12 protein-coding genes and 1 pseudogene are annotated in these 21,384 nt (G+C 66.3%); 5 read left to right on the forward strand and 8 right to left on the reverse strand.

The window, feature by feature from the left end; all coding sequences use genetic code 11:
• The first annotated feature begins 3 nt into the window (after positions 1-3).
• Positions 4-3,507, forward strand: a complete 3,504-nt coding sequence (locus VVD47_RS07540) for a PAS domain S-box protein (RefSeq protein WP_327602788.1) — start codon at positions 4-6, stop codon at positions 3,505-3,507.
• Positions 3,508-3,541: 34 nt separating this feature from the next.
• On the opposite strand, the gene phoU is transcribed toward VVD47_RS07540, so the two are convergent.
• Both phoU and rpiA read right to left on the reverse strand, forming a co-directional pair.
• On the reverse strand, positions 3,542-4,231 hold the full coding sequence (gene phoU, locus VVD47_RS07545; protein ID WP_327602789.1) for a phosphate signaling complex protein PhoU: 690 nt from the start codon (positions 4,229-4,231) through the stop codon (positions 3,542-3,544).
• Positions 4,232-4,302: 71 nt separating this feature from the next.
• Positions 4,303-4,965 (reverse strand): ribose-5-phosphate isomerase RpiA, encoded by a 663-nt coding sequence (rpiA, locus tag VVD47_RS07550; RefSeq protein ID WP_327602790.1) that lies wholly within the window; start codon positions 4,963-4,965, stop codon positions 4,303-4,305.
• Positions 4,966-5,087: 122 nt separating this feature from the next.
• On the opposite strand from rpiA, the gene VVD47_RS07555 reads away from it, so the two are divergent.
• Together VVD47_RS07555 and VVD47_RS20815 are read left to right on the forward strand one after the other, a co-directional pair.
• Complete coding sequence (locus VVD47_RS07555; protein ID WP_327602791.1) at positions 5,088-5,510, forward strand: YidB family protein; 423 nt, start codon at positions 5,088-5,090, stop codon at positions 5,508-5,510.
• Between the two features lie 70 nt (positions 5,511-5,580).
• Positions 5,581-5,745, forward strand: a pseudogene (locus tag VVD47_RS20815) (GlsB/YeaQ/YmgE family stress response membrane protein); the annotation flags it as partial.
• Between the two features lie 72 nt (positions 5,746-5,817).
• Here VVD47_RS20815 and VVD47_RS07560 read toward each other — a convergent pair.
• The 5 genes from VVD47_RS07560 to aceE all read right to left on the reverse strand — a co-directional run bounded on the left by VVD47_RS07560 (position 5,818) and on the right by aceE (position 14,117).
• The gene (locus VVD47_RS07560) at positions 5,818-6,993 is read right to left on the reverse strand and encodes an acetyl-CoA C-acetyltransferase (protein ID WP_327602792.1); all 1,176 of its coding nucleotides are present in this window, start codon (positions 6,991-6,993) and stop codon (positions 5,818-5,820) included.
• Between the two features lie 179 nt (positions 6,994-7,172).
• A complete protein-coding gene (gene lpdA / locus VVD47_RS07565) occupies positions 7,173-8,972 on the reverse strand; it encodes a dihydrolipoyl dehydrogenase (RefSeq protein WP_327602793.1) in 1,800 nt (599 codons plus the stop codon).
• Positions 8,969-9,565, reverse strand: a complete 597-nt coding sequence (locus VVD47_RS07570) for a hypothetical protein (protein WP_327602794.1) — start codon at positions 9,563-9,565, stop codon at positions 8,969-8,971. The genes lpdA and VVD47_RS07570 overlap by 4 nt, the downstream gene beginning before the upstream one ends.
• A gap of 97 nt (positions 9,566-9,662) precedes the next feature.
• Entirely contained in the window at positions 9,663-11,339 is a 1,677-nt protein-coding gene (gene aceF / locus VVD47_RS07575; protein ID WP_327602795.1) for a dihydrolipoyllysine-residue acetyltransferase, read from the reverse strand.
• A 105-nt stretch (positions 11,340-11,444) separates the two neighbouring features.
• Positions 11,445-14,117 (reverse strand): pyruvate dehydrogenase (acetyl-transferring), homodimeric type, encoded by a 2,673-nt coding sequence (gene aceE / locus VVD47_RS07580; RefSeq protein WP_327602796.1) that lies wholly within the window; start codon positions 14,115-14,117, stop codon positions 11,445-11,447.
• 464 nt (positions 14,118-14,581) lie between these two features.
• Here aceE and VVD47_RS07585 point away from each other — a divergent pair, with 464 nt between their 5' ends.
• Both VVD47_RS07585 and VVD47_RS07590 read left to right on the forward strand, forming a co-directional pair.
• On the forward strand, positions 14,582-16,675 hold the full coding sequence (locus VVD47_RS07585) for a PAS domain-containing sensor histidine kinase (protein ID WP_327602797.1): 2,094 nt from the start codon (positions 14,582-14,584) through the stop codon (positions 16,673-16,675).
• Entirely contained in the window at positions 16,662-17,297 is a 636-nt protein-coding gene (locus tag VVD47_RS07590; RefSeq protein ID WP_327602798.1) for a response regulator transcription factor, read from the forward strand. Before VVD47_RS07585 ends, VVD47_RS07590 begins: the two co-directional genes overlap by 14 nt.
• 84 nt (positions 17,298-17,381) lie before the next feature.
• On the opposite strand, the gene VVD47_RS07595 is transcribed toward VVD47_RS07590, so the two are convergent.
• Positions 17,382-21,314 (reverse strand): translocation/assembly module TamB domain-containing protein, encoded by a 3,933-nt coding sequence (locus VVD47_RS07595; protein ID WP_327602799.1) that lies wholly within the window; start codon positions 21,312-21,314, stop codon positions 17,382-17,384.
• Between the last annotated feature and the right edge of the window lie 70 nt (positions 21,315-21,384).

A 21,384-nucleotide genomic window follows, 5' to 3' on the forward strand; every position in this document is an offset into this window, starting at 1 on the left:
TCCATGCTTGCGGTCGGAGACCAGTTCAGGCGCTGGCTGCCTCGCGGTCTGCTGTGGCAACTGGCAGTGCTGTTCGCGCTGCTGTTCTCCGTGTCGATCGGGCTCTACGCCTTCTACACCGCCCACACCCAGGGCGAGCACCTCAGCAGGCAACTCGAAGCCCAGGCGGTGGCGCTGTCGTCCGGACTCGCCGCGGCTGCAGCCAACGAGGTCAAGCGCCAGAACGCCGCGCAGATCGAACAGATCCTGCTCCAGGCGCGCGATTTCTCGGACGTGCTGCGCATCGAAGCCATCAGCACCGCCGGCAAACCCTTCGCGTCCCTGTCCCGCCATGATGATGGCGTACTGCGGCCCGACGAAGCGCCGCGGCCCGTGATGCCACCGGGCAAGCTGCAGACCGAGGTGCGCCTCACCGACAATCCGGACATCAGCCACAAGGAGACGCTGCTGGAGGTGTGGCAACCCATCGTGCCGGGCTACCACGTCGGCTGGATCCACCTGTATTACAGCACCCGCCAGGCGGCCAGCCTGCGCAAGGGCATGATGATAGACAGCGTAGTGGTCGGCATATCCGCCGCCCTGTGCGCGTCCATCCTCGTCCTGCTGTTCCTGCGCCGGCCCCTGCTGCGCCTGCGCGCCGCCACCGGTTTCGCCGAGCGGCTGGACCGCGAGTACGGACGCACCCTGGACGCCGACGCCGGTGTCGAAGACATCGACGCCCTGGTGCGGGCGCTCAACTGGACGTCGACGCGGCTGCACGAGCAGCAGTCTGCGCTTGCCCAGAGCGAGTCACGCAAGCGCGCCATCGTCGAGTCCTCGCTGGACGCCATCATCTCGATGGACGGCGATGGCCGCATCCAGGAGTTCAACGAGGCGGCGGAGCGCATCTTCGGCTACACCCGCGAGGAAGTCCTGTTGCAGCCGGCAGATGCCTTCATCGTCCCGCCCGGCCTCCAGCGCAGCGGACTGAAAGGCCTGCAGCACTACCTTCATGGCCAGGCCGCGGGGATGTTCGGCCAGCGCTTCGAGGTCAGCATGCAGCGCAAGGGCGGCGAGGTGTTTCCTGCCGAACTCGCGGTGGTGCGCATTCCATCGGAGAGCGAACCGCTCTACTCCGCCTTCCTGCGCGACATTTCCGAGCGCAAGCACGCCGAGCAGGCCCTGGTGGTCAGCGAGACGCGCTTCCGCAACACGGTGGAATCGCTGTCCGAGCTGGTCTTCGAAACCGACGCGCTGTCGCGATGGACCTATCTCAACCCGGCCTGGAAGACCATCACCCAGTACGAGATCGATGAAGGCCTGGGGCGTTCGGTCATCGACTTCGCGCCAGCAGACGAACGACCACGCATCACCGCAGCCTTCAAGCCGCTGTTCCGCGGCGAGACCGACACGCTCCACCAGGAATTCCGCTACCTCACCAAGTCCGGCGGCATCCGCTGGCTGGAAGTGTTCTGCCGCGCGCGCCGCGACGAAACCGGACGCTTCCTGGCCTACACCGGCACGGTTACCGACATTACCGCGCGGAAACTGTCGGAACGCGCGATGCAGGACCAGCTGCAGTTCATGCAGAGCCTGATCGACAGCATTCCGAACAGCATCTACATGAAGGACCGCAGCGGCCGCTACCTGGCCTTCAACCGCGCCTGCGAAGCCTTCTTCGGCATCGACCGCAACGAGTGGATCAACCGGACGGTCTTCGACCTGTATGACGACCGGGAAATGGCCGCCTGGCACCACGAGCGCGACATCGTCCTGCTGCGCGAAGGCGGCGCGCAGAGTTTCGAGACGGTGATCCGCAACCGTCGCGGCGACATGATCGACACGCTGTACCAGAAGACCCTGTACTACCACGCGGACGGCAGCGTCGCCGGCATTGTCGGCACCATGACCGACATCTCCGAACGCAAGACCGCCGAACGCGCCATCCTTCGCGCCAAGGAAGCAGCCGAGGCAGCCAGCCGCGCCAAGGGTGACTTCCTGGCCAACATGAGCCACGAAATCCGCACCCCGATGAACGCCATCATCGGCATGACGGAGCTGACGCTCGACACCCGGCTCGACGACCAGCAGCGCGAATACCTGCAGCTGGTGCGCGACTCGGCCGATTCGCTGCTGACCATCATCAACGACATCCTCGACTTCTCGAAGATCGAGGCTGGTCGCATGGAGCTGGAGCAGGTGCCCTTCTCCCTGCGGGACTGCGTGAACGGCACCCTGCGCATGCTGACGCGCAGTGCGCAGGACAAGAACCTGGAGCTGGAGTCCCGCATCGACGCCGATCTGCCGGCACGCCTCATCGGCGACCCGCACCGGCTGCGCCAGGTATTGCTCAACCTGCTCTCCAACGCGCTGAAGTTCACCGAGGCAGGCGGCGTCAGCGTATCGGTGGACCGTTTGCACAACGCGACCGACGACGCCGGCACGATCTCGCTGCGCGTGGCCGTCGAGGACACCGGCATCGGCATTCCGGCAGACAAGCAGGCGCTCATCTTCGAGGCCTTCTCGCAGGCGGACACCTCCACGACGCGCCGCTTCGGCGGCACCGGGCTGGGGCTCGCCATCTGCAGCCGCCTGGTCGACGCCATGGGCGGACGTCTCATCGTGGTCAGCACGCCCGGTGTCGGCAGTACCTTCAGCTTCCTGATCGCGCTCCAGGTCGCCGACGGCGACGCACCCGCCGCAAACCTGCTGCCGGATGCTGCCAGCGCCGCGCCGACGCGCCCGCTGCGCCTGCTGCTGGCCGAAGACAACCCGGTCAACCAGACGCTGGCCTTGCGGATGCTGGAAAAGCTCGGGCACACCACCCTGGTCGTCGACAACGGCCAGCTGGCATTCGACACGCTGCGCAGCAACGAACATTTCGATGCCGTGCTGATGGATGTCCAGATGCCGATCATGGGGGGCTTCGAGGCCACCCAGGCGATCCGCCAGCTCGAACAGAACATGCAGCGGGTGCGCATGCCCATCATCGCGATGACCGCCCACGCGATGAGTGGCGATCGCGAACGCTGCATGGCCGCCGGCATGGACGGCTACGTCACGAAGCCGATTTCACTGGCGGCGCTGGCGCGGGAACTGGGCCGCCTCACCGAAGGCCGCGCCCCGTTGACCGCACCACCGCCCTTGCCGACCACGGCCAGCTTCAATCGCGAAGAGGTGCTTGAGCAGATCGGCGGGGACCTCGACCTGCTGCACGAGATTGCCCGCATCTTCCTGCGTGACGGCGAGACGCTGATCGCGCGGCTGCGTCGCGCGCTGGCGGCCGGTGATCGCGAGGAGCTGGCGCACGCCGCGCATACGGCCCGTGGTGCGGTGGGAAACTTTGGCGCCCGCACGGCAATGGCTGCCGCGACGACGCTGGAGAATGCCTGCAAGCGGGCCAGCACCACACCGCTGACGCCGGCCTGCGAGAAGCTGATTGCGGAGATCGAGAACCTGCTGCACAACCTGCGGGAAGAACTGGCCCGCGCCGACACCAGCCCACTCGCCAGTCGTCAGGACGCCTGAGCGGGCGAATGCCCGCCGGCGTCCTGGGTAACGCTCAGACCTTGCGCTGAGCGTCCTTCACGTGGCGCACGTCGCGGCCTTCCACGAGGAACACCACGTACTCGGCCAGGTTCTTCGAGTGGTCGCCGATGCGCTCGAAAGCCTTGGCGGCGAACAGCACGTCGATGCCACGCGAGATCGTGCGCGGATCTTCCATCATGAAGGTGATGAGCTGGCGCATCACCGACTTGAATTCGGTGTCCAGCTGCTTGTCTTCGCTGTGCGCTTCCAGCGCCGCATCCACGTCCAGACGGGCCATCGCGTCGAGCGACTTGCGCAGCAGTTCGATGGCGAGGTTGCCGAGGTGGCGCAGCTGCACGCGGGGAATGCCGCTGCCGGCGTCGCCGCTGTGCAGCACCTTGGCCATCTTGGCGATCTTCTTGGCTTCGTCGCCGATGCGCTCCAGGTCGGTCACGGCCTTCGACACGCTCATGATGGTGCGCAGGTCGTTGGCCGCGGGCTGGCGCTTGGCGATGATCTGCGCGCAGGCTTCGTCGAGCTCGCGCTCCAGTTCGTTCACACGGTGATCGTTCTCGATCACGCGGTCGATGACGTCCATCTCGCCCTTGAGCAAACCTTCCAGGGCCTTGACCACCTGCAGCTCGACATAGCCGCCCATCTGCAACACGCGGGTGCGGATGCCGTCGAGTTCAAGGTCGTACTGGTGATGGGTGTGGTCGTTCATGAAATCAGCTCCGAGGGACGGGAGAACGGGATTGGGCCGCAAGTATGCATGCCCTGCATGACTGAAATATTTCAGTCACGTTTCAGGGTCTGCACTCCGTTTGCCGTGCCCAGCAGCAGAACGTCAGCCGGACGCGCGGCGAACAGGCCATTGGTCACCACACCGACGATCTGGTTGATCTGCAGCTCCAGTCCGACCGGATCGGTGATGGACAGGCCATGCACGTCGAGGATCACATTGCCGTTGTCGGTGACCACGCCTTCGCGCCAGACCGGGCGGCCGCCCAGCGCAACCAGCGCGCGCGCCACCTGCATCCGCGCCATCGGGATGACCTCGACCGGCAGCGGGAAGCGCCCCAGGACCGGCACCTTCTTGCTGGCATCGCAGATGCACACGAACCGCTGCGCCACCGCCGCAACGATCTTCTCGCGCGTCAGCGCCGCTCCGCCACCCTTGATCATGCACAGCTGCGCATCGATCTCGTCCGCACCGTCCACATACACCGACAGCGATTCGATCTCGTTGAGGTCGAACAGCGGGATGCCAAGGGCCGCGAGGCGCGTGGCGCTGCCTTCGGAACTGGCCACTGCCCCTTTGATACGGTCGCGCATGCGGCCAAGACCATCTATGAAGAAGTTGGCGGTGGAGCCCGTACCCACCCCGATGATCTCGCCTTCCGGCACATGGGCCAGCGCGGCCTCGGCCACTGCCTGTTTCAACTCGTCCTGGGTCATGTCGCAAACATCCCGTATCCGTTGCAAGAAATCCTGCCCAGGATTGTACTGCCGCCGCACGCCCGGGCATGGCCCCGGGCGACGCATCCGTGCCCCTCGATAACCGCAAGGAGATGAACAACATGGGACTGCTCGATCAACTCGCCGGCCAGGTGCTTGGCTCCCTGAACGGCAACACCGCGTCCGCCGCGGGTGACTCGCCCCTCCTCCAGATCGCGGCCAGCCTGCTGCAGGGCCAGGGCGGACTGGGCGGCTTGCTGCAGCAGTTCCAGGCGGCCGGCCTCGGTGAGCAGGCCGCCTCCTGGGTCGGCACCGGACGCAACCTGCCCATCGACGCCAGCCAGCTGACCGAGGCGCTGGGCAGCGGCCAGCTCGGCGAACTGGCCGCGCGCTTCGGCATCAACCCGGAACAGCTCAGCGCCGGTCTGGCCCAGGTCCTGCCGCAGTTCGTCGACGGCCTGACCCCGCACGGCAACCCCAACGAGGCCAGCGACCTGCTCTCCCAGGGGTTGTCCGCGTTCGGCAGCGTGTTCGGCAAGGCCTGAGGAGCGCGCAATGGACTTCCTCTGGTTCATCATCGTCGGTCTCATCGCGGGCTGGCTGGCCGGCGTGATCATGAAAGGCGGCGGCTTCGGCGTTGTCGGCGACATTGTCGTGGGCATCGTCGGTGCGCTGATCGGCGGCTTCGTCTTCGGTGCGCTGGGTATCGGAGCCGGTGGCCTGCTCGGCAGCATCATCGTCGCAACGGTCGGCGCGATCCTGCTCATCTTCCTGCTGCGGCTCGTCAAACGGGCCTGCAGACGAAGAAAAAGCCGACCCGCGGGTCGGCTTTTTCTTCGTGCGGGCAAGCGCTCAGCGTTCGACTGCCAGCGCCACGCCCATGCCGCCACCGATGCACAACGAGGCGAAGCCCTTCTTCGCGTCGCGCTTCTGCATCTCGTGCAGCAGGCTGACCAGCACGCGGCAGCCCGATGCGCCGATGGGGTGGCCGATGGCAATCGCGCCACCGTTCACGTTGATCTTCGACGTGTCCCACTCCATCTCCTTGTTCACCGCGATGGCCTGGGCGGCGAAGGCTTCGTTGATCTCCATGAGATCCGGGGTGTCGATGGTCCAGCCGGCCTTCTGCAGCGCGCGACGGGAAGCCGGTGCCGGGCCGATGCCCATGATGGCCGGGTCGACCCCCGCCGTGGCGTAGGACGCGATGGTCGCCAGGATCGGCAGGCCCAGTGCCTTGGCCTTCGACTCGGTGGTCACCATCACCGCGGCGGCGCCGTCGTTGATGCCGGAAGCATTACCGGCGGTCACCGTCCCGGCCTTGTCGAAGGCCGGCTTCAGCGCCCCCAGCGATTCGGCCGTGGTGCCGTGCTTCGGGTACTCGTCGGTATCGAAGACGATGTCGCCCTTCTTGTTCGGGATCACCACCGGCACGATCTCGTCCTTGAACTTGCCGGCCTTCTGCGCAGCTTCGGCCTTCTGCTGCGACGCGGCCGAGAAGGCATCCTGGTCTTCACGGCTGATGCCGTATTTCTTGGCCAGGTTCTCGGCCGTCACGCCCATGTGGTACTGGTTGTACACATCCCACAGGCCGTCGGTGATCATGGTGTCGATCAGCTTCGCATCGCCCATGCGGAAACCATCGCGCGAACCGTTCAGCACATGCGGGCTGGCCGACATGTTCTCCTGTCCGCCAGCGATGACGATCTCGGCGTCACCGCTGCGAACGGCCTGAGCCGCCAGCATCACCGCGCGCAGACCGGAGCCGCACACCATGTTGATGGTCATGCCGGGCACACCTTCCGGCAGACCGGCGCGGATCACCGCCTGGCGCGCCGGGTTCTGACCGACGCCCGCGGTCAGCACCTGGCCCAGGATCACGTCGCTGATCTGGTCCCCGCTCACCCCTGTCTTCGCCAGCAGGCCACGGATGACGGTCGCGCCGAGTTCGGCTGCCGGTACCTTCGCCAGGGTGCCGCCGAATTTGCCGACCGGCGTACGGACGGCAGCCACAATCACAATGTTTTCCATCGCAAAACTCCTGAGGGGTAGAGGTCAAGCACGGGTCAAACACATCGAAAACAAATCGGGGCCCGGCAGGCTTGCGCCCACGGGCCCCGAGGATCACCACACGGGCCGAGCCCTGATGCGGTGCAGCATATCACTTTCCTGAGGCCGCAAAATCCGCCGCGCCCGGGATGGTCGTTTGCTTACTTCTTGCGCACCGGCGGCAGGTCGGTACAGGTGCCTTCGTACACTTCGGCAGCCTTGCCCAGCGACTCGCCCAGCGTCGGGTGCGGGTGGATGGTCTTGCCGATGTCCACCGCGTCGCAGCCCATCTCGATGGCCAGCGCCACCTCGCCGATCATGTCGCCCGCGTTCGGGCCGACGATGGCACCACCGATGATGCGGTGGGTCTCCTCGTCGAAGATCAGCTTGGTGAAACCGTAGTCGCAGCCGTTGGCGATCGCGCGGCCCGAAGCCGCCCACGGGAACTTGCCGACGCCGAACTTGATGCCCTTGGCCTTGGCTTCCGCTTCGGTCAGGCCCGCCCACGCCACTTCCGGCTCGGTGTAGGCCACCGACGGAATCAGCTTGGCATCGAAGTGCGCCTTCTCGCCGTGCGCTGCCTCGGCGGCAACGTGGCCTTCGTGCTCGCCCTTGTGGGCCAGCATCGGCTGACCGACGATGTCACCGATCGCGAAGATGTGCGGCACGTTGGTGCGCTGCTGGCTGTCGACCGGAATGAAGCCTCGGTCGCTGACGATGACGCCAGCCTTTTCGGCGCCGACCTTCTTGCCGTTCGGGCTGCGGCCCACGGCCACCAGCACGAGGTCGTACTTCTGCTCGTCGGCCGGTGCGCCCTCGCCTTCGAATTTCACCAGGATGCCGTCCTCGCGCACGGTGGCGCCGACGGTCTTGGTCTTCAGCATGATCTTGTCGAAGCGATGGGTGTTCTGCTTCTCCCACACCTTCACCAGATCCTTGTCAGCGCCCGCCATCAGGCCGTCCATCATTTCCACGACGTCGATGCGTGCGCCCAGCGACGAATACACCGTCGCCATTTCCAGGCCGATGATGCCGCCGCCGACGACCAGCATGCGCTTCGGGATCTGGCGCAGCTCCAGCGCGCCGGTCGAATCGACGATGCGCGGATCTTCCGGGAAGAAGGGCAGCTTCACCGCCTGCGAGCCGGCAGCGATGATGCACTTCTGGAACTTCACGACCTTCTTCTCGCCGGTGCGGTCCTGGCCGGTGCCGCTGGTGACTTCCACTTCGATGTGGTTGGCATCCAGGAAGCTGCCGTAGCCACGCACCACGTCCACCTTGCGCGACTTGGCCATGCCATTGAGGCCATTGGTCAGCTTTCCGATGACCTTTTCCTTGTGCTTGCGCAGCTGCTCGAGATCGACCTTCGGCGACGCGAAGGCCACGCCCACGTCGGAGAAGTGCGACGCTTCGTCCATCACCGCCGCCACGTGCAGCAGCGCCTTGGACGGAATGCAGCCCACGTTCAGACACACGCCACCGAGGGTGGCGTAACGCTCGATCAGCACGGTCTTCATGCCGAGATCGGCGGCGCGGAAAGCTGCGGAGTAACCGCCGGGGCCAGCGCCCAGCACCACCATGTCGGTCTCGACATCCACTTTGCCGGTGTAGCTGCCGGCAACCGGTGCCGCGGCAGGTGCCGCTGCGGGGGCGGGAGCCGGTGCAGCAGGCGCTTCGGCCGGTGCCGGTGCGGCCGCCGGAGCAGGCGCAGCCGCGGCGCCCGAGGCTTCCAGCACGACCACCACGGCGCCTTCGCCGATGCGCTCACCGACCTTGACGCGCACTTCCTTCACCACGCCAGCGGCCGAGGACGGCACGTCCATCGTGGCCTTGTCGGATTCCAGCGTCACCAGCGAATCGTCCACCTTCACGCTGTCGCCCGGCTTGACCATCACTTCGATGACCGGCACGTCCTTGAAGTCGCCGATGTCGGGAACCTTCACTTCAACCAGTTGGCTCATTGTTCTTCCTCTCGTGAGCGAGTCACGTCACTGAGTTGCATCAAATACGAAACGATCTTGCCGCCGCTGGCGGTATCGAATTCCACGCCTGCGCGCACACCGAGCCTTGCAATGTCCTCCGCCGACAACTGCGAGTTGTAGGCCGCGTACATGGCCCCCAACGCGAAGCTGCGCCCCGACCCTGCCGCCCAGAAGCGATCGAAATCGAACACCTCGCGATACGAGTACACCGCGTAGATGCCGGTGGCATTGGCGATCACGCAGGTGACCTGCGAGGACTCGTAGGGGTCGTCATCCTCTTCCTTGGGGTTGAGGAAGGCGTGCTCCTTGAGCACCGGATGCAGGCGGCGGAAGGTATCGTAGATCTCCTCGCGGCTGTCGAAGCTCACTTCTTCCAGCTGCGCGAAGGCGCTCTCCAGCACCAGGTGGTGCGCCGAACTGCCGCACACGCCGATCCACGAATCCGCCACGTACAACAGCTTGTCCGGATCGCGCTTGTACTCGCCCGACAGTCGCGTATCGCCGAAGGTGGTCAGCCCATCGGCTGCGATGGCGACCTGGCCGTTCTTGCGGACGATGGCGAGCGTGGTCATGGCGTTGGCCGTGAAACGTGATGGCGCCAAGGGCGCCGGTGAAAGGTGAAACGCACACACATCCCCGTTTCACCTTTCACGTTTCACATTTCAGCTGTCAGAGCAGTACGCGACGGAAGTCCTGCAGCACGCCGGCGAAGTAGGTGTTGAAGCGCGCGGCTTCCGCACCGTCGATCACGCGGTGGTCCCAGGACAGCGACAGCGGCAGGATCAGGCGCGGCTGGAAGGCCTTGCCGTCCCACACCGGCTTGGTGGCGGACTTGCAGACCCCCATGATCGCCACTTCCGGCGCGTTGATGATCGGCGTGAAGTACGTGCCGCCGATACCGCCCAGCGAGCTGATGGAGAAGCAGCCGCCCTGCATCTGGTCCGGCTTCAGCTTGCCTTCGCGGGCCAGCTTGGCGAGGTCGCCCATTTCCTTGGCGATCTCGATGACGCCCTTCTGGTCGGCGTTCTTGATCACCGGCACCACCAGGCCATTCGGGGTGTCCGCCGCGAAACCGATGTTGTAGTACTTCTTCAGCACCAGGTTGTCGCCGTCCAGCGAGGCATTGAAGCTGGGGAACTTCTTCAGCGAGGCGACCGCGGCCTTGATCATGAACGCGAGCATGGTGAGCTTGGCGCCGCTCTTCTCCAGCTCCTTGTTCATCTGCACACGGAAGTTTTCCAGATCGGTGATGTCCGCGTCGTCATGGTTGGTGACGTGCGGAATGACCACCCAGTTGCGGTGCAGGTTGGCGCCGCTGATCTTCTTGATGCGCGACAGCGGTTGCGTTTCCACCGCGCCGAACTTGCTGAAGTCGACCTTCGGCCAGGGCAGCACGGTAAGACCACCGACGCTGCCACCGGCCGTGGTGCCAGCCGGCGTGGACTGCAGGCCGCCGGAAGCGACCTGGGCCATCACGCCCTTGATGAAGTTCTGCACGTCCTCCTGCAGGATGCGGCCCTTCGGACCGCTACCCGGCACCAGCGCCACATCCACGCCCAGCTCGCGCGCGAACTTGCGCACGGACGGGCTGGCGTGGGCCTTGCCAGCAGCGGCGGTGGCCACCGGTGCTGCGGCGGCAGGTGCAGGCGCTGCAACGGGAGCAGGAGCTGCGGTTGGGGCCGGCGCTGCAGCAGCAGGAGCCAGTGCGGGAGCAGCAGCCGGAGCGGCAGCGGCAGGCACGCCACCAGCGCTTTCGACGACGATCAGCACGGCGCCCTCGCCCACCTTGTCGCCGACCTTGACCTTCACTTCCTTCACGGTACCCGCGGCCGAAGACGGCACGTCCATGGTGGCCTTGTCGGACTCCAGCGTGGCGATGGCGTCATCCACCTTGATGGTGTCGCCGACCTTCACATGCAGTTCGATGATGGGCACGGTGTCGAAGTCGCCGATGTCCGGCACCTTCACTTCGACCGGGCCGGCGGAGGCAGCCGGTGCAGCAGCGGGCGCCGGTGCCGGCGCAGCGGCCGCAACGGGTGCGGGTGCTGCTGCCGCAGCAGGAGCGGGGGCCGGTGCTACAGCCGGTGCTGCGGCAGCCGCCGCGCCCGCGGCTTCGATGAGGACCACGACGGCGCCTTCGCCGATGCGGTCGCCGACCTTGACGCGCACTTCCTTCACCACGCCGGCGGCCGAAGACGGCACGTCCATCGTGGCCTTGTCGGATTCCAGCGTCACCAGCGAGTCGTCCACCTTCACGCTGTCGCCCGGCTTGACCATCACCTCGATCACCGGCACATCCGTGAAGTCGCCGATGTCGGGAACCTTAACTTCGATGAGTTGGCTCATTTGTTTTCCTCAGTGAGACGTGAAACGTGATGGCGCCTGCGCGCCGGTGAAACGTGGAACGCGCGCCGAACACACGTTCCACATTTCACTTTTCACCTTTCACTGTCACGCATGCAGCGGGTTCGGTTTGTTCGGATCGATGCCGTACTTGACCATCGCTGCTGCCACCTTCTCGCGATCCACCTTGCCTTCGGCCACCAGGGCCGACAGCGCAGCCACCACCACCCAGTGACGGTTCACCTCGAAGTGGTTACGCAGCTTCTCGCGGGTGTCGGAACGGCCGAAGCCGTCGCAGCCCAGCACCACGTAGCGTTGCGGCACGTAGGGGCGGATCTGCTCGGCATACAGGCGGATGTAGTCGGTTGCGACCACCACCGGACCCTGCGCGTCCTTCAGCTTGGCTTCGACGTGCGACACGCGCGGGGTTTCCAGCGGGTGCAGCATGTTCCAGCGCGCGGTGGACTGACCGTCGCGGGCCAGTTCGTTGAAGCTCGGTGCGCCCCAGATGTCGGCTTCGACACCCCAGTCGCTCTTCAGCAGTTCGGCCGCGGCGATGACTTCGCGGAAGATCGTGCCGGAACCCATCAGCTGGACGCGCGGGCCCTTGGACTTGCCGCCATCCTTGAGCTTGTAGAGACCCTTGATGATGTCGGCTTCTGCTCCGGCCGGCATCTCGGGGTGCTCGTAGTTCTCGTTCATGACGGTCAGGTAGTAGTACACATCTTCCTGATCCTGGTACATGCGACGCAGGCCGTCCTGGAAGATCACCGCCAGTTCGAACGAGAACGCCGGGTCGTAGCTGATGCAGTTCGGGATGGTGTGCGCCAGCACGTGCGAGTGACCGTCCTCGTGCTGCAGGCCTTCGCCGTTCAGCGTGGTGCGACCGGCGGTACCGCCGACCAGGAAGCCGCGGGCACGCGAGTCACCGGCAGCCCAGCACAGGTCCATCGTGCGCTGCATGCCGAACATCGAGTAGAAGATGTAGAACGGGATCATCGGCACGCCGTGCACCGAATACGCGGTGGCGGCGGCGATCCAGTCGGCCATGGCACCGGCTTCGTTGATGCCGTCCTGCATGATCTGGCCGTCCTTGACCTCCTTGTAGAACATCAGCTGGTCATGGTCCTGCGGGACATACTTCTGACCATCCTGGTTCCAGATGCCGTACTGGCGGAACATGCCTTCCATGCCGAAGGTGCGCGATTCGTCGACGACGATGGGCACCACGTACTTGCCGACGTTCTTGTCCTTCAACAGGATGTTGAACATGCGCACGATGGCCATCGTGGTGGAGATTTCGCGGCCTTCGCCGGATGCCTTCAGCAGTGCGTCGAACGCGGACAGCGGCGGCACCTGCAGGCTGTCGCCCTTGCTCACGCGCGCGGGCAGGTAGCCACCGAGATCGGTGCGCTGCTTGCGCATGTACTCCAGTTCCTTCGAGCCCTCTTCGAACTTGATGTAGGGCATCTTCTCGATCTGGTCGTCGGCGACCGGGATCTGGAAGCGGTCGCGGAACGCGCGCAGCGAATCCGTCGACATCTTCTTCTGCTGGTGGCTGATGTTCTGCGCTTCGCCGGAGTCGCCCATGCCGAAGCCCTTGATGGTCTTCGCCAGGATCAGCGTCGGCTGGCCCTTGTGCTCCACGGCCGCCTTGTAGGCCGCGAAGATCTTGAACATGTCGTGGCCACCGCGGTTCAGGCGCCAGATGTCGTCGTCGGTCCAATCGGCCACCATGGCCTTCAGTTCCGGCGTGTTGAAGAAGTTCTCGCGGACGTAGGCACCGTCCTTGGACTTGTAGGTCTGGTACTCGCCGTCGACCACTTCCATCATCCGCTTCTTCAGCAGACCCTGGGCGTCGCGCGCGAACAGCGCATCCCAGTGGGTGCCCCAGATCAGCTTGATGACGTTCCAGCCGGCGCCGCGGAATTCGGCTTCCAGCTCCTGGATGATCTTGCCGTTGCCACGCACCGGACCATCCAGGCGCTGCAGGTTGCAGTTGATCACGAAGACCAGGTTGTCCAGGCGCTCGCGACCGGCCACGCCGATGGCGCCGAGCGACTCGACTTCATCCATCTCGCCGTCGCCCATGAACGCCCACACCTTGCGGTTGGTCGTCTGCGCGATGTTGCGGTCCTGCAGGTACTTCATGAAGCGGGCCTGGTAGATGGCCTGCAGCGGGCCTAGGCCCATCGACACGGTGGGGAACTGCCAGAACTCCGGCATCAGCCACGGGTGCGGATAGGACGGCAGGCCCTTGCCGCCGGTTTCCTGGCGGAAGTTGTCGAGCTGTTCGTCGGTCAGGCGGCCGAGCAGGAACGCGCGCGCGTAGATGCCCGGGATCGAGTGACCCTGGAAGAAGATCAGGTCGCCGCCGTGGCCTTCGTGGGCAGCGTTCCAGAACCAGTTGAAGCCCACGTCGTACAGCGTGGCGGAAGACGCGTAGGAAGCAATGTGGCCGCCCACGTTGGTGTGCTTGTTGGCACGCACCACCATGGCCATCGCGTTCCAGCGCAGGTAAGCCTGGATGCGTTCCTCGATGGCGGTATTGCCCGGGTACTTGGGCTGCAGTTCGGTGGGGATGGTGTTGATGTAGGCGGTGTTGGCGCTGTAGGGGATATCAACACCGGCCTCGCGTGCGGCTTCGATCAGCCGTTCGATCAGGTAGTGAGCGCGCTCGGGGCCCTCTTGGGACATTACCGCGCTGAGCGCTTCCAGCCACTCCTGCGTTTCCCGCGCGTCCGGGTCGGACTGCAGGAGAACGTGGGGCACTGCTGCCATCTTGCTTCTCCTCGGTTGGGGGTTATGGCGTCCGCGACGCGCCATCGCTGGCGATCAGGACACCACATGGTCAGTACTTGTGTGTTGCCTGCGGATACCGGACAGCGCCGGTATCGCCCAGTGCGAACTGCCCTTCGACAGAGCGGCAGCGTAAAGATCCGCACGTTACCGCAGATCGAGGCAGCCGCCCCGACCCGGATTTTCACAATATAAAACACGCATTCATCAGATGCAATTCCTTTCTCCGCAGGCCGTTTGCGCAGCGCAACAGAAAAAGAGTGTCAAATCATGATGTTGCGGCGCACAAAACAAATGCCATCCGCATGCTTGCCGCAACGGGCGAACACGACCTGCATGGCGGGGCTTCGCCTTGAACCAGACTGTGTCCATGCTTACGGGAAAGTCCGAATCTCCACCTTGTGCTCGAGCCACCAGAATGCCCTGACTGCCGTATTTCCCCCGCCATGAATCGCTCGCGCCAGCCCCGCCTTTCCGACCGACTCAGCCGCCTCCTGTGGTGGCTGGCACTCGCCGCGGCACTGGTGCTGTTGACCTGGACCCTGCCGGGCGTGCTGGAGGGTGAACGAGGCCTCAGCGCCCTGCTCGGGGCTGTGGGGCTGGCAGTCGGCGTGCTCGCTTTCGGCTCGGCCAACGCACTCAAGCGCGAGCAGTTGCGCACCCAGCTCGCCCGCAAGGAGCGCGACCAGCTGTTCAGCCTGTCGCTGGACCTGATGGCGGTGCTCGATCGCGAGGGCCGCTTCCAGCGCACCAACCCGGCTTTCCATCGTGTGCTCGGTTATCCCTTCGATGCCTTGGTCGGCACGCGGCTGCCCGACGTCGTCCACCCCGACGATACCGCCATCGCCGTCGGCGCCCTGCGTGACCTGCGCAACCAGCGCAGCGCCAGCTTCGAGCTGCGCTGCCGCTGCGCCAATGGCAGCTACCGCTGGCTGAGCTGGAACGCCAACCCTGTGCCGGACGATTCGCTGATCTACGCCGTCGGCCATGACGTCTCCGACCGCAAGGCCAGCGAGGACGCGCTGCGTGCCGAAATGGCCTTCCGCAAATCCATGGAGGAATCCGTCCTGACCGGCCTGCGCGCCTTCGACCTGCGCGGCCGCATCCTGTACGTCAATCCCGCCTTCTGCGAGATGGTCGGCTGGACGGCTGACGAACTGATCGGAATGGAGCCCCCCTACGCCTACTGGCCGCAGGAGAACCTCGAACTGCACTGGCGCAACCTGGCCCTGGTGCTGTCGGGCAACGCACCGGCCTCCGGCTTCGATGCGCCCATCCTGCACCGCGACGGCCACCAGATGCTGATGCGCTTCCATATATCCCCGCTGATCGACGCCACCGGCGCACAGGTGGGCTGGATGGGCGCCATGCACGACGTGACGGAAGCGCGCGAGGCGCGCGCCCACCTCGAGGTCGCCCACGAGCGCTTCGTCGCCGTGCTGGACGGTCTGGACGCTGCCGTGTTCGTCGCCGACGCCGCCAGCGACGAAGTCCTCTACGCCAACCGCGCCTGCCTGGACGAGCAGCACGCCGCGTCCGCCACGCTCATCGCCCCGCGCCTGGCCTCGCAACTTGCCGTGCCACAACCCGAGCGTGGTGACTACACGGTGGACCCGCGCCGGCTGGTGGACGCCGACCTGCCACGCGAGCTCTTCGACGGCGAACTGCAGCACACCCAGAGCGGACGGTGGTTCCACCTTCGCGAGCGCGCCACCCGCTGGGTGGACGGGCGTGTCGTACGGCTGGCCGTGGCCACCGACATCACCGATCGCAAGGAAGTGGAAGAGGTCAACCGCGAGCAGGAGGAGCGCCTGCAGCGCACGTCCCGCCTCATCACCATGGGCGAAATGGCTTCCACCCTCGCCCACGAGCTCAACCAGCCGCTGTCCGCCATCGCCAACTACAACATGGGTTGCGTCAATCGCCTGCGCGCCGGCGGCTTCCGCCAGGAAGACCTGCTGTCCGCCATGGAAAAGGCCAGCGCCCAGGCCGAGCGGGCCGGCAAGATCGTGCGGCGCGTGCGCGACTTCGTGCGCAAGAGCGAACCCAGGCGCGAACGTGCCGATCTCGCCGACATCGTGGAAGACGCACTGGGCTTCGCCGAGATCGATGCCCGTCGCCTGGGCGTGCGGCTGGTCAATGACATCGCGGCCGACCTGCCCCCCGTCCATGCCGACCGCATCATGATCGAGCAGGTCCTGCTGAACCTGGTGAAGAACGCGGCCGAGGCCGTGGCCGGATTTCCGCCCGAGCGGCGCGACGTATGGGTGGGCGCGGCGGCCCGTGACGGCCAGGTGGAAGTGTCGGTGACCGACTACGGCCCCGGCATCGCCCCCGAGGACCTGGAACGCCTGTTTGCCGCCTTCTTCACCACCAAGGCCGAAGGCATGGGCATGGGGTTGAACATCTGTCGCTCCATCATCGAGTTTCATGATGGTCGCTTGTGGGTTGACCCCAACCCGGCCGGAGGGAGTATCTTCCGCTTTACTTTGCCGCAGGAGCTCACCCTTGAATCTCGCGCCCCCCATGTCCCCCTCTGACAACGCCGCGAAACAGCTCGTGCACATCGTCGACGACGACGAGGCCCTGCGCGACTCGCTGGTGTGGCTGCTGGAGTCCACCGGCCTCGCCGTATCGGCCTACGCGTCGGCGGAAGAATTCCTTGCCGCCTGGCGGCCGGACATCACGGGCTGCCTGGTGCTGGACGTGCGGATGCCGGGCATGAGCGGGCTGGAGCTGTACGAGAAGCTCAACGGCATGCACTCCACCCTGCCGGTCATCTTCATCACCGGCCACGGCGACGTGCCGATGGCGGTCTCCGCGCTGAAGAAGGGCGCGGTCGACTTCATCGAGAAGCCCTTCAATGACCGCGACATGCTCAAGCTCATCGAGCAATGCCTCGCACAGGAACGCAGCCAGCGCGAAGCGCGCCGCCAGGGCGCCGAAGCGCAGCGGCGCATCGAGCAACTGACGCCGCGCGAGCGCGAGGTGCTGGATCTCATCGTCGCCGGCCGCCTCAACAAGCAGATCGCCGACGACCTCGGCATCAGCATCAAGACCGTGGAAGTGCACCGCGCCCGTGTCATGGAAAAGATGGGCGCCAACTCGCTGGCCGAGCTGGTGCAGCACGTGCTGATCACCTCGCCGGCCAAGGCAGGCTGACACGCAGGTACGGCAGTAACGACAAAGGGCCGGCAGATGCCGGCCCTTTGTCGTTGACCACCTTGTCGTTGCCCCCCACCGCGCTCAGCGGAAGGTGATCGAGTAATTGAGATCGATCGCGTTGTCGGTACCGGCCCGCAGGATCAGCGAGAACAGCCGCGAGATGTTGTAGGTCAGCTTCACGATGCTCTCGGTACCGATGAAGTTCTGCTCCAGCGACAGGTAGACATCGCGCGTCAGCCGCTTGCCGACAGCCACCGCCTGGTCCGAGTCGCCACCGCCCCGCCCCGCGCTGGTGCCGGTGGCATCGGTCGCCACGCTGGAACTCAGCGGGCGCCCTGCCATGCTGCTGTCCGACTGCCCGATGATGATGTCGTCGAAGCCGAAGCTGCGCGCCACCTTGTCCTTGATGCCTTCGCCGTCGTCATTGAACAGCACGCCGGCTGCCGACAGCAGCAAGGCCGCGTCCTGCGAGCCGACATCGCTGCCGCGCCCCAGCAGGATCCAGGAGAGCTTCTCCGAATCCGGCACGTTCGGCTCCGACACCAGCCGCACGCGAGGACGCTGTGCCGTCCCGGTCACCTCCACACCGGCTTCCACCGCCAGGCCGGTGCGCTTGGCAACGATGTTCAGGCCGGGATTGTCCAGCGGCCCCTGGAAGTTCACCACGCCCCGCTCGATCGCCAGGCGCTGGCCGTAGGCGTCATACACGCCCTCGCGCGTCCGCACCGAGCCGTTGGCACGCAGACTGCCATTGTCCGCCCGCGCGATATGAAGGCCGCCCGACAGCATCGCGTCCACGCCGTAGGCACGGACGAGGAAGCGCTCGCCGAAATCGAACTTCACGTCCGCCTCGAAGCGCAGCTTGCGGCCCGCTGCCGTCTTGCTGCCGCGGATCACCACGTCATCCGACAACGACGGCGCACCAGTACGCGCAAAGCCGACGAAACCCGCGTCGCTGGCGAGGCGGGCCTCCAGTTTCGCCCCCTCCCAGGTCGTGTCGATGCGTCCGTCGCCAGACACCAGCACCCAGATGTCGCTGCGCTGCATGACGCCGATGCGCTCGGCCCGCAGGTCGAATCGCCCTTCGCCCGTCGTCAGCGCCATGGTCCCCTCGCCGCTCAGGCGGCCGGGCTTCGCACACAGCGCATTGGCCGCCACGCGCATGTCGCCCGGTCGGTGCACGCACTCGGAGCTGAACGCCAGCGTCTGCAGCTTCAGTGTCTGCGCGTCGAACGCCAGCACCACCTCGCCATCCTTCAGCCGCAGGCCCTGGTCGGCCAGACCGACCACCAGGGCCTTGCCCTGTACCTGCCCGGCGCTGACCGGGCGGGCGGGCGTACCGGACAAGGAAAAGTCGCCCACCACGCCGCCACCGGTCTGCAGGTTCTGGTTGACCAGTGGCCCCACCCAGTCGATGTTGGGCACCTCGATACGCGCCGCACCCAGCAGCGGCTGGTCCGGGTCCAATCGCACCGCGCTGCCCACCCGTCGCGCGGTGGCGGTCGCAGTCGCCGAAATGACACCGATGCGGCGCCCTTCGGCAGACGCCGCCAGCGCCAGGCGGTTGTCGGTGGCAGCAAGAATGACCTCCAGCTCGCTCAGGCCCAGGGCTATTGGTGCGTCGCCCTGCAACACGATGTCGCCACCTTCGCGGAACACACGTACCTGCCCGTTGGCGAGTTCGCCCAGCGTGACATCCCACTCGCCCCCCAGGCGCAGGCTGCGGCCGCGCATGACGGTGCGCCGCTCATCGTCCAGCGACACCCCGACCTCCACCCCGGTGAAGCTGCCGCGTGCTTCGATCCGCGTCGGCGTCCACGCCGTGCGGGCCAGGTGGATGCGTACCTGTTCGCCGCGAATATCCGCCTCGCCCAGCTCGACGCCCGCGCTGCCTGCGTTCAGGCTGGCCGGCGCACTCAGCGCCATGGCGTACTGCCCCTTGCCTTCCAGTTGCTCGACCCTGCCGCGCCACCCTCCATCAACCAACCCGCCGGAGACCCGCAACAGGAGCTGCTGGGGCGTACGCGCCGCCGGATCGCCGAGCACGGCATCCAGGCTGGCCTGGTGGCTGGCGCGCGTCCCGTCCACGGTCAGCTGGGCGCGCGGCACCCCCTGGCGGATGTCATCGCCCACCAGCAGCGACTGCATGTCGGCGGCAAGCGAGAAGGCACCGCCGGCCCCTTCACGCAGCTGCAATCGCGCATTGGCTTCCGCCAGGCGAACGTCACCGGGCAGCCGCAACTGGCGCAGGCGGGCCTGGAGTTCCCCCGCTGGCTCCGCGAGGGAGCCCCGCAACTCACCTTCGGCCTGCAGGCTGCCGCCGTATCCTTCGGCCAGGCGGGCCAGGGCCGGCGCATCGAGCTTGAAAGTCAGGCGATCGCCCGGCTTGCCGAAATCGCCGCGGATGTTGAGCGTATTGCCCAGCAGGTTGAGGTCGCCCTGCACGCCCTGCATGCGGTCAGGTGACACCGTGCCCCCCAGGTTGCCCTGCAGGGGGAATTTGCCCAGTCGGCCTTCGTCCATGTTGAGCTGGGCGGTCACCTGCCAGCGCGGTTGCAGATGCCCCTTCACCGCGACACCGGCATTCAGGTCGCCACGCGGCGCACTCTGCAGGAAAGCGCTGGGGTCCACGTGCTTCAGCGTGCCGCTGAACTCGAAAGCCTGCTGACCGCGCAAGCCCAGCTTGCCGGTCGCGCTGGCCTCCGCCTGCCCGGCGTTGAGTCGTGCCCGCGGCAGTGACAGCACGCCGTCGCGCAAATGCACGGCCGCATCCAGGCGCTTGTCGCCACCAGCCAGTTGAAGGGTGAAGCGTTGCGCAGCCGTCTCGACCTCTGCGGTCAGGGCACCGCTGACCCGCAGCGGACGTAGCGCCGCCACCATTTTCTGCAGGTCCACCTGCGTCACGTTGAGCCGACCGTCCAGGCGCCCGAAGCCTCCTGCATTGTCGGGACGCCAGGTCAGGCGGCCACCGACGCGCCCCCCGCCGGGTACCTGCGCCTGCAGGGGCTCGGCGCGCAGCACGCCGGCCTGCCAGTCGAGCTGGGCGGTCAACGCCTCGATCGCAATCCCCTGTCGGTCGAAGGGCCCCGGCTGCGTGTTGCGCACGGACAACGGACCACGTACCCGCCACTGCGCCGGCCCCCGCATATCGCCTTTCGCCGGAAGCTCCGGCGTGAGATCGGCGTCGATATCCAGCAGGGCCTGCGGCGCCGACGCATTGAACGCGGCCGGGTTCAGCCCGCTGAGCTTCACTTGCGCACGCCGCAAGGGCAAGGGCTCGAAGGGCGTCAGGTGCAGTTGTGCATTGCCTTTCAGGCCATCGCCCTCGGCGAGCAAGCTCGCGTCCAGGCTTGCCAGCGAGCCACGCGCCTGGCCTGTGACACTGAAGCTGCGCGCCTCCAGCCGGCCCTGCAGGCTGGCCCTGGCATCCAGTGCGAAAGGCGCGGCAGTCTCGATCCGGCCTTGCGCCTGCACGCGGCCGAAGGGCGTCACGGCACTCGCCCGTTCGGCCGACAGGGCATCGCTCCGCAAGGCCAGCCCGGCGACGTCGATCTCGCCGAGATCGACGTAGGGCGGTGCTTGCGTCGGCCCGTCGCTGAGGTCGCCCACCTGCAGGCGCGCAATGAACGCGCTGTCCGCCTCGATGGACAGCGGCAGCAACAGGTTCTGCGGCAGGCTCAGCGGCTTGGGGTCGGCACTCGGGCGGATGCGGATCTCGACACGCTCGGCACGCAGGCGGGACAACTGGATGTCACGCGCCAGCAGCGGCCAGAAACGCCAGTCGGCCTCGGCCCCTTCCACGACGATGCGCATGTCGGCCAGGTTCAGCTCGAAGCGCTTCAATCGCCAGGCGTCGAACAGCCGGCCCTGCCAGCCCTCCAGGATGAGCGAAGGCCCGCCCCAGCGACTGGCCCATTCGGAGGCCACGCGACTGCCGGTTTCGCTGCGGATCATCCAGGTCAGCAGTGCCATGCTCAGCAGCACCGCGAACAGCGGCACCGCGGCGGCCAGCATGAGCCATCGCAGCCAGCGCCGCGGGCGGGCGCTACCGTCGCTACGCTTGCGGGGACTGTCGGGAGTCGCC

Source organism: Uliginosibacterium sp. H1 (genome assembly GCF_036017065.1).
Lineage (GTDB): Bacteria > Pseudomonadota > Gammaproteobacteria > Burkholderiales > Rhodocyclaceae > Uliginosibacterium.